This is a genomic window from Cupriavidus sp. SW-Y-13 (genome assembly GCF_009793345.1).
Taxonomy (GTDB): domain Bacteria; phylum Pseudomonadota; class Gammaproteobacteria; order Burkholderiales; family Burkholderiaceae; genus Cupriavidus.
The window spans coordinates 1,441,321-1,455,771 of record NZ_WHLX01000002.1; the positions used below are offsets into that span (position 1 = coordinate 1,441,321).

Genomic DNA, 14,451 nt, shown 5'->3' on the forward strand with positions numbered 1-14,451 from the left:
CCTCAGCCCGGCTGTGCCTGGCCCGCAGCCGGCGCGGCACCGGCTGCGGCTTGCGCACCCGGTGCGGCCGGCGCAATGCCGTCCAGGTGGCAGCGATGCAGCAGGCGCACCAGTGCGTCTTCCGCTCCAGCGGCGGGCACCGGCAGCGTGTAGACGCCGATGTGCGCGCTGGCGAAATCCGTACCGAACTGCGCGCGGAGCATGTCCTCGATCCGCACCAGGTAGGCCGATACGGCCTGGCTGTCAGACAGCGGCATCAGCGTCAGCATGGCGCGCTGTTGCGCACCGTGCGCGGGCCAGGCCACGTCCAGCGCCCGGCGGCTGCGCACCACCTGTTCGAACAGCGCGTCGCGCGCCTCGTCCAGGTCGAACACCAGCGCCACCACCGAGCTTTCGATGCCGGTCTCGCGGCGCAGGCGCGACAGGCGCGCATAGTCCAGTGCGAACGCATACGGAATGGCCGGGGCCAGTTCCTGAATGCCGTGCGTGGCACGGGCATGGTCCACGCCATCGGCGTAGTAGCCCATCAGCACCATCAGCAGCTGCAGGTTCTCGTACGTCAGCGACAGGAACGGCATGCGCTCCACCACCAGCACGCCGATCAGGCGGTCGGAGCCCGCCAGCACCGGCGCCACGGCCACGTAGCGCGTCTGCGCATCCTGCTGCAGGCCGTTGGATTTCAGGTGGGCCAGTTCATGCGTGTCGAGGCAGTGGCGGACCAACGGATCATCGATATCGAGTCCGAACGCGGGGCCGATGGAGGCCACGGCGTCGGGCAGGATGGATTCGCCATCGCATGCGTACAGCGCGGCGGCTTCCACCTGGCACGCCTGCGCCACCACTTGCAGCATCGGCTGCGCACCGGCCAGTCGATCCGTATGTCCGAGGCGGGCCACGTCCTGCATCGCCACGGCGCGCAGTTGCGACAGCGTGTCGCGCAGCGTGGTCGGGCGGGCCAGCAGGTCGTTCTCCAGCCGGGCATGCGAGATACGCAGCAGGTAGTGGTTCTTGGTCAGCGCGGACAAGCGCTCGTCGAGGTAGCGGTTCACGGCGCGCGCACGCGCCAGGCGCGTGTTCCACACATCACCGAACTGCCCGGCCACGAGCACCATCAGCAGGCCGCCCAGGTAGAACAGGCGCGGGAACGCCAGCGTGGCGTATGCCCCGAGGTTGCCGAAGAAGAACCAGCCTCCCAGCAGCATCAGCACCGCGCCCACGCCCACCAGCGTGCCGTAGCGCAGCGCCAGGATCACCGGCAGCAGCCAGGCCCACGGAAAGCCTATGTCCAGCAGCAGCGGATTCTGCGGGAGGATCGCCCAGGCGATGGCCATGGCCACCACCATCACGACGATCATCTCCAGCACGGCTGCCGCCCCGCTCCCCGCGGGCGCCAGCCAGCGCGCATAGCGTCCGCCGAGGCTGATGCCCTGCCCCTTGCGAGCCGTCTGGCGCGTGTTATCGGCGGTGTCTGCCACGCTTGTCACCCGTCCTTTGTCTTGCGATCTCAACCTTGCATCAGCGGCGCCAGCAGGCGACGCAGCAGCTTCTGGGCCACGCCCGACAGCGATTCACGGCTCCAGCCGGCATTGCTGCCCGTGGCCGACCACACCACCTGGCCCGTTGCCACATCGATCAGTTGCAGCGAGATGCCCACGGCCGGCTCGCCATCCACGCCCACCTTGTAGCGCCATTCCTGCACGGCGCCCGTCAGGGCATAGCGTGCGCGCTCGGTGCGTGCCCAGTCCAGTGCCTTGCCCACCGATTCGCGCTCGGCCGGTTCGAACAGCGTTTCCGGGTTCAGCGACGCCGGGTAGCGCTTCAGGTTGGTCACGCCGCCGGTCTTCAGCAGCGATTCGGCGATGGCCTCGGCGCGCAGGCCAGCCTGCGGCGTCTCGGTGTAGTTCACGATCGGCAGCACGGCCACGGTGTCGCCAGCGGCCATCTGCGGCGCACGGCCCACGTCCGTGACAGCGCAACCGGCCAGCCAGAGCGCAGCGCCGGTAGCGGCGCACCAGGCCATCAGGCGACCCATGCGGTTAGTGGTTTTTTTCATGTCGATTCCCCTCGTTACCTTGAATTTCGTTAAACGTTCAACAATCGATCAGCCAACAATCATCGGTCATCAGTAGAGCCAGCGATAACGCAGGCCAACCTGGGTCAGCGGCGTACCCGTGGTGCGGGCCGCGGTGTCGTGCGAGACAAACAGCGAAAGATGATCGTTGCCGAGCACCGATCCCGCCACACCCAACTGGCCACGGAAGTTGTGACCGGCGCGCGTGTCGTACAGGGCGCCCACTTCCATGAACGGCCGCCACTTGCGCGTGTAGTCGTCGATCAGGTCAGTACCGAAGCCAAACAGCACGCCGGCCTGGGTAAAGCTCTGCGGCATGTAGAACGTCGGGTTCGCCTCGTCATCATCGGGCGGCAGCAACCGCTGCAGCGTCGGCGACAACGTGCCGCCGTTGGTGCTGTAGATGCCACGCGTACCGACGATGCGCACCGTGTAGTCCGGGTATTGTGTGCGGATGCGATAGCCTGCCTCGACGTCGAACACCGTGCCATGACCCAGAGCCGTGCGGTCCTGTCCGTAGAAATGGTTGTACTGCACGCGCCCGCCGATAAACTCCCGCAGGCCCAGCCGCCACGTCGCGCCCAGTTCCGCTACGTCCTTCATGCCACCCACGCGCAGTTGCGAAGACTCGTCGGCCGGCTGGTTGTACCCGATCGTGCCGGTGTACTGGATGCGTCCTTCCTGGTTCCAGTTGCCGGTCAGTCGCGCCGTGGTAAAGCTCTCCAGGCCGTCGCGACGACCCACGCCGAGCAGCCAGTTCTTCTGGCTGTCGCGGTAGTTCAGCAGCAGCTCGGCGCGGCGATCCATGCCTGGCACGCCCACCATCTGCGTGGGATCGAGCGAGCGCTGGTCGCGGAACACGCCGCGCAGGCCCACCGCATAGCCGTCCCACAGGCGTGCGCTGCCGGCCAGACTGTACTCGTAGAACTCCAGCGGCTTCTGGCGCTGGAACGACACGCGCGGCTCGATGGCCTGTGCATTGAACAGCAACGCGTCCTGCAGCGTTTCCTGCAGCGTGTTGTCGGTGCGGGCCAGTTCCTGCGTCTCGAACGCCTGGGTCTGCGCGGCGGACAAGCGGTCCAGCTGGCGGTTGGCCTCGATCTGGCTCGTCACGGGCACACGGCCAGCCTGGCGCTCCATGATGCGGTCCAGCTGGTCCATGTCGTTGCGATCGAGGGCGATCGTGATCTCGGCATAGGCGGGACGCTGCAGCCGGTTGGCGTACTGCCGCGCCAGCCATGCGCGCGCGAGTTCGTTCGATTCCGATGACATCGCCCAGGCCAGCGCGACCTCGCGGCTGGCAGCGGAAATCTGGCTCTGGCGGCGGTCCTGCGCCTCGGCGACTGCGGCAGGAGGCGCCACTTGCACCGGAGGCAGGCCCGGCACGTCGCCCAGTTGCGATGGCGATTTCGCATCGCCGGGCGCGGCGCGGCGCGCGGCCACGTCGGCGCGGTCGCGGCGCAGCATTTCGATCACCAGGCTGCGCGATACATCGCCCGAGGCAAAGATCTGCCCCAGCGCCACCTGCTGGCGGCGCAGGTCGGCGCGCACGGGACCGTCCGCCGTGTCGTCCTCGTCCTCGCGTTCGGCAGCACTGGCCCAGTTTGCACCGCCCTCACCCCATGCGTGGTGCAGGCTGACCCACGCCTGCCGGCGGATGCGCCAGGCCGTGGACGTCTGGCCGATGGCATCGTAAGCGTCGGCAGTCAGACCCAGCCAGAGCGGGTCGGCGTTCTTGCCCTGCTGCATCTTGTTCAGATAGTGCAGCGCGGTACGGCCATCCTGGAATCGCATGGCGCCTGCGGCATACGCGCCCCACAGGTTCGGGTCCTTCTCCGCGCTCGGCTTCAGACGCTGCATCACCGCGCGCACTTCACTGTCGGTGCCGGTGTCGACCAGCGCCCACAGCAGTGCGCCGAACGTTTCGCTATCCGCATCGGGCTGTCCGGCAGCCCGGCGCAGGTCGTCCATGGCGCGGTCGCGATTACCGGTCAGGCGCCAGTATTCCGACCGACGCATCAGGAACAGGGCCGACGATTCGGCTTCGGCTCTCTGTTGAGGCGTGAGGTCGGCCAGCAGCCGGTCGATGCGGCGATAGGCATGGGCGCGCGTGTAGTAATACATCGCGAGCTGGAGGTCGTCGAGCTTGCCGCCCTTGCGCCAGCCGGCTTCCGCGATACGCCCGGCGTCGATCGGCGAGCGGTCGTAGTACTGGACCATGTTCGCGAAGTCCGCTTCCTCGGTATCGCGCACTTCCGCAATACAGTCGTTGCGCGCGGCACCGGGTGGCAGCTGCTGGCAGTGATCGTCATGCTTTGCGGCCATGGCGATCATCATCTGGCGATAGCCGTCCTTGAGCAGGTCTTCGCGTTGCGTCAGGCGGGCGAGCTCGGTGAACGAACGCCAGTACAGCAGATCCTGCGGACCCGCCTGGCTGCGCGCCGGCAGCAGCGCATCCATCGCCTCCTGCAGACGGCCCCGCACGAACAGCATGTTTGCGCGCTTGACCGCGTAGCGGGGCCGGGCGCCGTAGCGCGTCTGCAATTGCCCGTAGATCTCGAAGGCACGGTCGTCCTTGCCCGCGCGCTCGGCCAGCTCGGCGTTGCGCTCCATCACCTGCCGGCCGTTGGGGCCATTGGACAGTCCGTCGAGGAAGGCCATGCCGGCTTCCGGCTCTCCCAGTCGCTCATAGGCCGCCACCACCTCGTCGATGACCTTCAGATTGCCGCCGCCAGCGCGATGGCGCAGTGCAGCCAGATAGGCACGGTCGTCGTTGAGGCCCGGCGCCAGGCGCATGACGTTGTTCCACGCGCGTTCGTCGTTGGTAGCCTGTGCGTACTGGAGCCAGCTTTGCAATGCGATCGTGGGCTGGCGGTTCCACTCCGCCACCTGCGCCAGACGCTCGCGCCAGATCGCATCGCCGGGCAGCTTCTGCACGGCGGTCTGCGCCACGTTCTGCGCCTGATCGAGCTTGCCGGCGGCCAGGAACACGCGATACGCGAGGTCGTAGTCATCCGCGTTGAACGACTTGCCTGCAGCCACGGCTTCGGCCACTTCGGCCTTGGCGGCGGCCTGTGCTTCGGCCTGCGTCGGGTTGCCGGGCGCCGGCTTCGGAATCACGGCCGCTGCGGGCACGCTGGCCTGCACACGGCGCATGCCGAACTCGGCCATCTGTTCGCGGCGGGCCGCGCCGCGCGGGCCGTCCAGGTATTCGTAACGGCGTGCGAGCCACGGTTCGGTGTCGGAAACGCGGCGAATTTCGGCGCGATTTTCCGCAAGCGCCTTGTCCTTGCGCAGTTCGGCCAGTGCGATCCGCGCCGCGCCGGACGGCATCGGCATGGCCGACAGCTTCAGCAACCGTTCGACATACTTCGCCGCCACGTCCGGCTTGTTGGCCGCCAGCGCCAACTTTGTCAGGAAGCGCAGCGTCTCGGGATCGTCGAGCAGGCGACCGCCGTGGCGCTCGGCCTGTATCAGTGCTTCATCCAGGAGGTTGCCGGCCTGCAGCGTCTGCAGCGCCTGCAGGAACATCGTGCGCTGTTCGTAGAGATTCTTCGCGCGCGACTGCGCTTCGAACAATGCCTGCGCGGCATCGCGATAGTTGCCGCCTGCCAGCGCAATGGTGGCCAGTTGCCGGTTGTAGAAGTCGGCGTTGGCTGCGTCACGCTGGGCCAGCGTGCGATACAGCACGTTGGCGGCATTGGCGTCCCCGATCTGGCGCGATTGCGTCGCCAGCGTCTGCAGATCGGCCATGGACCAGCGCTTCATGTAGTCCGGCGTAATGGCCTCCCGGAGCAGATCCTTCATGTGCGTCAGGCGCTCGCCGCGTTCGGCCGAATCCGGCTGTGCAGCATAGGCACGCTGCTGCGTGATCTCGATGCGCGTACGCAGGATCTGGCCGCCCAGGTCCTGGCCCTGCACCGCCAGCATGCGTTCGAGCATCTTCTCTGCATCGTCCAGGCGGCCGCTGCGTGCGTACTGTTCGGCCAGCACGCTCATGAAGTTCGTGTCGTTGGGGGCCACGCGCGACCACGCTTCGAGGTAGGCCACGGTCAGGCCATCGACCGTGCGGCCCTGGCCGAGCAGGCGCTCGCGCAGCGTTTCGCGCGGGAACATCAGCGCCAGGCCCACCCCCACCATCGCGGTAAAGGTCAGGACCAGCGCCGGCGGCAAGAGCCGCTCGCGCTCAGGCGCCGCAGCGGACTTCGACTTGTTGCTGGACATTGATCGGATCATTCACCGCAGGAGTATCGAAACGCAGCGTGTTGTTCTCGCGCACGCCACGGGCTGGCTTGCCATCGATGGTCACGCTGCACTGGCCGGCATTGGCAAGCCGGAAGAACGGCTTGTAATAGCCGGAGAATGCAAAGCGGGTGGTGTTGCCGTCGCGGCGCCAGTTGCGCACCAGGCCGTTGGCTTCGGGCAGTTCCGGCACGGCGCGCGTATCGGTCGGCACGAAGCCGAAGCGTGCGTTGCCGCCATCGAGATGCACGTAGACGCCGCCGCCCGGCGCCGGAGACCAACCCGTCACGCCCGTTGCCGTGGCAACGTCAGGCACGCCGGCACCGGTCCAGCGCAGGTTGCGCAGGTTGCCGTCGCCGCGCACGACCCACGCGCCGCTGGCCGGTGCGCCATTGGCGCCATCGCCCAGTTCGCGCGCCACGGCCATGCTTTGCCAGTCGAGCACCTTGAGCACGTAGTCCGTCGAGTGCATCGGCAACAGGTTCTGCGTCAGCACGTAGTCATACACCTTGCGCAGCGACTTGAGCGAAGCCGCCTTGGTGCCCGCATAGCTGTGGTAGTAGATGTTCACGGCCTTGAAGCGGTAAGGCTTCTCGGTCATCTCCCAGGTTTCGATCACGCGCTCGAAGCCGTAGTACGGGCCACGCCACAGGTTCGTGTAGACGTTCTCGTTCTGATTGGTCGCAAATACCTGGAACGTGTTGTCGGCCTTGTGGATACCTAGCGGCGCGATGGCGGTCCAGGTGGGATTGCTGCGCGTGATCAGCGTATCGCCGCCGTTCATGTTCAGCACGCCCGCAGCATCGGTAAGCTTGATCGCTTCCGGCGGTGCCTGGCAGTCGCCAGGCCAGAGCAGCATCTTCACCGGCTTGTTCGGCGACAGCACGCGGTTGATGTAGTCGATGGAGCCACCAATCTCGCGGTTCAGGTCCATCTTGTAGCCCGGAATCGCGAGGTGGAATTCCTCGTCGCCTTCGGTGACGCGCGCCTCGCTGTTACCGCCGGGTACCGTGCGGCCCCATTCGAACGGATGCGAATACGTGTGGCTCGCTACCTCGACGTACGGCTGCGCGAAGATCTTGCGCGCGATCGGTTCCAGTTCGGCGCTCAGTTTCGGGTACATGCCCGACTTGCCCACTTCGCCCTCGATCACGGACATGGTCATCGGCAGGCGATAGCGGTCGAAGATTTCCCGGAACAGCACCTCGCCGGAGAAGCCGCCACCTGGAATCTCCGCCTTCGAGGCAAAGCCGTCGCCATCGATATGGATCGTCAGCAGGCGGCGCCCGCTCTCGGTGGTGGTGTCGGGCACCGGCATAGGCTGCAGGCGCAATGCCTCGCGCAGGAAATCCAGCGGCTGGACGATCCAGCGGTCCTGGTCACTCGACGAATTCTGGCGGATCGCGTAATTCTGACGCACGGCGTACGGGCCGGTCACATAGCCGCCCCACCTGGTGATGGCCGCGGCGTCGTAGGTCACCGTGCCCGCGCGCAGGCGCAGCAGCGAGCGTGTACCGGGCGCGCCATCCTGTACCTGCACGGCGACGGCATCGGTGGCATCGGGCGCCACGGGTTGCTCGAAGCCCATCATCTTGTCCTGCGACACGATGCGCACCGGGCTCGTCAGTCGTCCCTTGACCGTCTGCAGGCCCATGTTCCGCAACAACGGACTGCTGGCGGGCATGCCGAAACCGTTCATGAACGCCACCGGCACACCCTGCGCGCTGACTTTTTCCAGCCAGGTCTGAAAGCGGCCAGCGTTACGCTGGAAATAACCGTTCGCCCAGACGACCACGCCCGCATAGCGGTCTGCCGTGACGTCCGGCAGCTCATCGCGCGTCTCGGCGAAATCGACGCGATAGCCGAGGTAGTTGAGCGGCATCGAGGCGAAACGCACGCCCTCGCTATTGTCGATACTCACGCCCGGCTGGCTTTCCTGCACCACTAGCACGCGGCGCGGCATGACCTCGATCGCGCCCACACCCATGGTCTGCAGGCCCGAATCTGTCACGTACGGCGTAATGCCGAGCGCGCGGATGCGGCGTGCCGTATCGCGCTGGCAGACACGATCGCCCGGCGGGCAATAGTCGATGGAAATCACCGGCAGGCGGTACTGCTCACGGACGATGCGCGCCTGGTTCAGCAGCCAGTCGCGATCCTGCTGGCTCACCTCGGTATAGGCGCCCTGCGACTGGTTCCAGCCCCGGAACAGCGATTCGAACACCACGCCGTAGGCCAGCGTGTTCACCTTCGGCAGGATCTCGAAGCCACGGTTGAACAGCAGCTTGGCCTCCGGATACCGCGCCTTGATGGCCTGGATCACGCGCACCATGCCGGCTTCCTGCGCGGCGCGGGCGTCATCGGTCTTGGCCACGAGGTGATAGGAGTCCAGCGTATCGAGGAAGAAGCCACGGTAGCCACGATCCCACAGCGGCTTGATGACACGGTCCACGTAGAAGGCCGGCCAGCCCTCGGCGGACTGGTCCACCACGCGCGCATTCCACGCGTCGTTGCTGCCTGTCAGCCATGCCTTGGGAATATCGTTGAAGTAGCTGCGGTTCGGCAGCACCTCACCCACGCTGATGTAGGCGAACCACGCCGTGCTGGGTGTCTTTGCCGTGCGCGGATCGAAGCCGCTATCGGGCTCCACCACGGCAATGTCGAATGCCTGAAGCTGGTCCACGGGCGGTTTCGCACCGTAGTGGAATGCCACGCTGGGCGCGGCGGGACCAGGCTGGACGGCGCCCTGTGGCACCTGGGCAAGCGCCTCCGTCGAAGGTGCCAGCGTGCCCAGCGCAACCCCGCCAAGCATCGCCACTACCGCAACGCCGAGCAGCACGTTACGGCAGCCGCGCGCCAACGAGCGCCTCGGCACATCGGAACCAACATTCTGGAAAAGCCCCCGGATAGATCGCTGCAATCGCTTCACTGGCTGTTACCCGCTTCTTCTGTTCTGGATCGGCGCGCGGTTGTCTTTGCGCGTCCGCTGGCCCCCGTTTGGCCCCGTTTCGGCAAACGGCCCCGCATTATGAATGCCGCACCTCGATTCGAACTAGCGTTTTTACTAGTTGCCGGGCAGGGCGGATGCTAGGCCATCCGTTTCAAAAAGAATGTCAAAAATTGTGCCTAAATGTCGCTGACATACCGGCGTCACAAGCGCAGGCCACCCTGCCGGACCTTGTGGCATCGAACAACTGGCAAACACTGAAGTTGGTGCTGGACGAGCGCAAGACGCCCGGTGGTTCTGGCTAGCTCTGGAATGACATCTGATTCCCCGTTTCTGGCGTTGGGTGCCTGCGCACCCGGTTCCGGCATCTCGGCATTGCTGCTGGCCACCGGATAATGTTTTAACCTGTATTGTCCCGGCATCATACTTTGGTAGCCATAGTCCATATGGAGTAAGCAAGGATGGTGTCCTTTGTGGCAGGCACCCCCTGCCCTTGCCGGCTACCCTCCTCATTCGTACCGACTACCGATACCGCGGATATGCAATGCCCCATGTCATATCACCTGACCATCTAATCTGATGTCAGACAAACCCGGAATTGATGTAGAAAACTCTAATATCTGCTGTTTGCATGCCGAAACACCGTTAGGGGGTAAGTCCGATTGACACGCAGAAAAAAAACGGCAGAATGACTCCTCGCATGTGCATCGGCCTGTAGCTGTTATTGCTCCGGTTCGTAGTGGGCAACATGCTTTGGCGGGCAATCAAGCTCATCTGAAATTCAAGGTTGGATATAGCAAATATGGAAACCGGTACCGTTAAGTGGTTCAACGACGCCAAGGGCTTCGGCTTCATCACCCCGGACGCAGGCGGCAACGACCTGTTCGCCCACTTCTCGGCGATTGAAGGCAATGGCTTCAAGTCGCTGAAGGAAGGCCAGAAGGTCCGCTACGTCAAGGCCATGGGCCAGAAGGGCGAGCAAGCCACGAAGATCCAGGCTGTCTAAGTCAGGATTGGCGGGCCGAGTTTCTGGCCTGGGAGCCCCGCTTCGGCGGGGCTTTCTATTTTGTAGAAAAGATAATCGTTGCAATGGATGAAGATCTACCGGCCGGTCGATTTATTCCAAACGATTCAAAAGCGGTGTTCTTTTCGTATTTGCCGGTTCGCGCAGCAAGACATTGCGACGGCCGGGCAGCAACGCCCAGTGCGCGCAACGAACTGGCGCAATGATTCGGTTTTGCGCTGGCGGGGAGCCTTCCTTCCCGGCGTTCTCATGTGCTCAAGGGGCCACACAGCAACAGCAGGGCCAAGTTGCTATAATCGCCCGACTCTGAAAAACCCGAAACCAGGCCGGAAGCCGCACCCATGAGCCTGACCTATAGCGTGCCGAGGAAAAACCGTGGCCGGTACTGAAATCGCAACGCCTGGCCCTGCCGTGTCTGCTGGTAGTTCGTTCCACACGGCCATGCGCATCCTGCCCGTGTCCCAGCGGCAGGCCATGTTCGAGATCTACGCGTTCTGCCGCGCTGTGGATGACATTGCCGACGGCGACACGCAGCATGCCGACCGCCTGGCAGCGCTGGAAGACTGGCGCGCCGACATCGCGGCCTGCTATGCCGGCCAGGCGCCCGCGCACCTGCGCGGACTCGACGAGCAGATTCAGGCATTCAACCTGCAGCAGCAGGATTTTCATGACGTCATCGACGGCATGATCATGGATGTCGTCGCCACGATCGTTGCACCGGACGCCGCCACGCTGGATATCTATTGCGACCGCGTGGCGAGCGCCGTGGGCCGCCTGGCAGTACGCGTCTTCGGCATCGAAGAGCGCCCGGGCATCGAACTGGCGCACCATCTGGGCCGCGCGCTGCAACTGACCAATATCCTGCGCGATCTCGACGAAGATGCCGAGATCGGGCGGCTCTACCTGCCGGCCGAAGCGCTGGCGGCTGCCGGCATTCCGGTCAGCACGCCGCGTGCGGTGATCGACCATGCCGGTATCGACGCGGTTTGCCGTGGCATTGCCCGCGATGCCCAGGCGCACTACGACGCCTCCACATCGATCATGGCGCGCTGCCCCTCGCGTGTGGTGCGTTCGCCGCGCATCATGTACGACGTCTATCACGAGATCCTGACGCGCCTGCTGGCGCGTGGATGGCAGACGCCGCGCGTGCGTGTGCGCGTTCCCAAGGCCAGGCTCGCTTGGATCGTGCTGCGGCACGCCATCGCCTGACCCCCGTTTGTCGTCGATGCGTGCGGCGCCGGCCGCCGCATCGCCCAGAAAGAAGCGCCCTCAAGATTTGATGAACCAGGCTGCAACGATCACCATTTCCAGGAACGACGCACAGCGCGCCAGCCAGCGCCGTGCCGCCCCATCCACCCTGCCCGATCCGCTGGATGACAGCATCGCGCACGCCGTCGATGCGCTGCTGGCCCAGCAGCAGGCCGATGGCCATTGGGTGTACGAACTCGAGGCCGATGCCACCATTCCGGCCGAGTACATCCTGATGGTCCACTACCTGGGCGAAACACCCGACCTCGTACTCGAAGGCAAGATCGCCAATTACCTGCGCCGCATCCAGGGGACGGACGGCGGCTGGCCGCTGTTCCACGCCGGAGCGCCGGATGTCAGCGCCAGCGTCAAGGCGTACTTCGCACTGAAGATGGCCGGCGACGATCCCGAGGCCGCGCACATGCGCCGCGCGCGCGCCGCCATCCACGCGATGGGCGGCGCCGAGGCCAGTAACGTTTTTACGCGCACGCTGCTCGCACTGTACGGTGTCATGCCGTGGCAGGCGGTGCCGATGATGCCCGTGGAAATCATGCTGTTGCCCGAGTGGTTTCCGTTCCATCTGTCGAAGGTGTCGTACTGGGCGCGCACGGTGGTCGTGCCGCTGCTCGTGCTCAACAGCCTGCGTCCGAAAGCCCGCAACCCGCGCAAGATCGGTATCGACGAACTCTTCCTGCGACCAGCTCAGGCCACGCGGCTGCCGGCGCGCGCGCCGCACCAGAGTCCGCTCTGGGTCACCGTATTCCGCGCGCTCGATGCCGTGGTGCGCGTGGCCGAACCGCTGTTCCCGCGCCGCATGCGTCAGCGCGCCATCGAGCGCGCACGGGCCTTCACGGTCGAACGGCTCAATGGCGAGGAAGGGCTGGGCGCGATCTTCCCGGCGATGGTCAACTCCGTGATGATGTTCGACGTGCTGGGCGTGCCCGCGAACGACCCGGACCGTGCCATCGCGCGCAAGTCGATCGACAAGCTGCTGGTCATCCGCGATGACGAGGCCTACTGCCAGCCGTGTCTCTCGCCCGTGTGGGATACCTCGCTGGCCAGCCATGCGCTGCTGGAGGTGGGCGAGCCGCGCACCATTGCCGCGGCGTCGCGCGGGCTGGACTGGCTGGTGCCGCTGCAGGAACTGGAGTTACGCGGCGACTGGACCGTGCGCCGGCCCGATGTACGGCCAGGTGGCTGGGCCTTCCAGTACGCCAACCCGCACTACCCCGATGTGGATGACACCGCCGTGGTGGCCGCCGCGATGGATCGCGCCGACCGTGGCGATTGCTCGAACCGCTACACGCCCGCCATTGCACGCGCGTGCGAATGGGTCATCGGCATGCAGAGCGGCAATGGCGGCTGGGGCGCGTTCGAACCTGAGAACACGCATCTCTACCTGAACAACATCCCGTTTGCCGATCACGGCGCGCTGCTGGACCCGCCCACGACCGATGTCTCGGCACGCTGCCTGGCAATGCTGTGCCAGCTCGGCCAGATGCCCGCCAACAGCGAGGCGGCGGCACGCGCGCTGCGCTACGTGCTCGACGAGCAGGAGGCGGACGGTAGCTGGTTCGGCCGCTGGGGCACCAACTATATCTATGGCACGTGGAGCGCGCTGTGCGGCCTGAACGCGGCCGGCATCGGCGCCGATGCGCCCGAGATGCAGCGCGCCGCGCAGTGGCTGGCTTCGATCCAGAACGAAGATGGCGGCTGGGGCGAATCCGGCGACAGCTACAAGCTCGACTATCGCGGCTATGAGAAGGCACCGAGCACGGCGTCGCAGACTGCCTGGGCCATGCTCGGCATGATGGCGGCCGGTGCGGGACATCACCCCTGCGTGGCACGCGGCGTGGAATACCTGCTGCGCACGCAGGCCAGCCATGGTTTCTGGGACGAGCCGTATTTCACCGCCGTGGGATTCCCGCGCGTGTTCTACCTGCGTTATCACGGCTACGCGCGCTTCTTCCCGCTGTGGGCGCTGGCGCGCTTCCGCAACCTGCTGCGCGACGGCAACCACGCCGTGGCGTGGGGACTGTGACCGCCATGGGCACGCCGCAATCGCTCGTCGTGGCGCTCAGCGGCATGGATTTCGAGGCCCGCATCGCGGCGGGCGCCGGCGTCGAGACGATGTTCGGCCACCGCGACGTGATGCTGGCCCGCGCGCTGGATATCCGGTTGATGCAGGGCTGCGCCGGGCTGATCAGCTTCGGCGTGGCGGGCGGGCTCGATCCCACGCTGCCGCCCGGCACCGTGATCGTCGGCACCGCCGTACGCAGCGGCGCGCACTCCTTCAGCACGGCTCCCTACTGGACCGCCGCGCTGCGGCGCGCGCTGCCCAACGCCGTCTGCGGCCTGCTGGCCGGTGCCGATGCGGCGGTCACCACCGTCGATGACAAGCGCGCGCTGCACGACGCCCACGGTGCGCTGGCTGTCGATATGGAATCGCATATCGCGGCTCGCGTGGCACACACGCATGGCATTCCGTTCGCCGCGCTGCGCGTGGTGATCGACCCCGCCGACCGCGCCGTGCCGCCGCTGGCCGTGGCCGGCATGGGCGACGATGGCAGCACCGATGTGCGCGCCATCGTGCTGGGCCTGCTCAAGGCACCCAACCAGTTGCCCGGGCTGATCCGCCTGGGCCGCGATGCCGCCACCGCCAAGGCCGCCCTGGCCGACGCCCGCCGCGCTGCGGGTGCCCGGTTCGCGCTGCCTGCGCTTGCGGCTGTCTGATTCGATCCTGACGGCCGTCTGAGGCCGCCTTCCTGTCTTTCCCTCACCCCCAGCCCCTCTCCCGCCTTGCGGGAGAGGGGAGCAAACCGACAGGGAGCGCTTGCGCCCGCACTTGCCTCCATCTCCCCCGAAATCCCGCTTGACAGCACCCCCGGCCCCCTCCTAATCTTGCGTCCATGGTTCTTT

At 66.0% G+C, this 14,451-nt stretch carries 9 protein-coding genes; 5 read left to right on the forward strand and 4 right to left on the reverse strand.

Going from position 1 to position 14,451, the window contains the following annotated elements; all coding sequences use genetic code 11:
• Positions 1-2 precede the first annotated feature (2 nt).
• The 4 genes from GA566_RS22125 to GA566_RS22140 form a co-directional block, all read right to left on the reverse strand.
• Positions 3-1,484 carry a PelD GGDEF domain-containing protein gene (locus tag GA566_RS22125; protein WP_137927850.1) on the reverse strand — a complete coding sequence of 494 codons (1,482 nt, stop codon included), beginning with the start codon at positions 1,482-1,484 and terminating at the stop codon, positions 3-5.
• Positions 1,485-1,504: 20 nt separating this feature from the next.
• Positions 1,505-2,053 carry a penicillin-binding protein activator LpoB gene (locus GA566_RS22130; RefSeq protein ID WP_137927851.1) on the reverse strand — a complete coding sequence of 183 codons (549 nt, stop codon included), beginning with the start codon at positions 2,051-2,053 and terminating at the stop codon, positions 1,505-1,507.
• A gap of 69 nt (positions 2,054-2,122) precedes the next feature.
• A complete protein-coding gene (locus tag GA566_RS22135) occupies positions 2,123-6,295 on the reverse strand; it encodes a tetratricopeptide repeat protein (protein WP_137927852.1) in 4,173 nt (1,390 codons plus the stop codon).
• Entirely contained in the window at positions 6,258-9,125 is a 2,868-nt protein-coding gene (locus GA566_RS22140) for a bifunctional glycoside hydrolase 114/ polysaccharide deacetylase family protein (RefSeq protein ID WP_160474708.1), read from the reverse strand. The genes GA566_RS22135 and GA566_RS22140 overlap by 38 nt, the downstream gene beginning before the upstream one ends.
• Before the next feature lie 937 nt (positions 9,126-10,062).
• On the opposite strand from GA566_RS22140, the gene GA566_RS22145 reads away from it, so the two are divergent.
• The 5 genes from GA566_RS22145 (at position 10,063) to GA566_RS22165 (ending at position 14,265) form a co-directional block, all read left to right on the forward strand.
• A complete protein-coding gene (locus tag GA566_RS22145) occupies positions 10,063-10,266 on the forward strand; it encodes a cold-shock protein (RefSeq protein WP_039009350.1) in 204 nt (67 codons plus the stop codon).
• An 83-nt stretch (positions 10,267-10,349) separates the two neighbouring features.
• Complete coding sequence (locus GA566_RS22150; RefSeq protein ID WP_160474016.1) at positions 10,350-10,490, forward strand: hypothetical protein; 141 nt, start codon at positions 10,350-10,352, stop codon at positions 10,488-10,490.
• 169 nt (positions 10,491-10,659) lie between these two features.
• Positions 10,660-11,493, forward strand: a complete 834-nt coding sequence (hpnD, locus tag GA566_RS22155) for a presqualene diphosphate synthase HpnD (RefSeq protein WP_137927853.1) — start codon at positions 10,660-10,662, stop codon at positions 11,491-11,493.
• A gap of 70 nt (positions 11,494-11,563) precedes the next feature.
• Entirely contained in the window at positions 11,564-13,573 is a 2,010-nt protein-coding gene (gene shc, locus GA566_RS22160) for a squalene--hopene cyclase (RefSeq protein WP_137927854.1), read from the forward strand.
• A gap of 5 nt (positions 13,574-13,578) precedes the next feature.
• Complete coding sequence (locus GA566_RS22165; RefSeq protein ID WP_160474017.1) at positions 13,579-14,265, forward strand: phosphorylase; 687 nt, start codon at positions 13,579-13,581, stop codon at positions 14,263-14,265.
• The last annotated feature ends 186 nt before the right edge of the window (positions 14,266-14,451 follow it).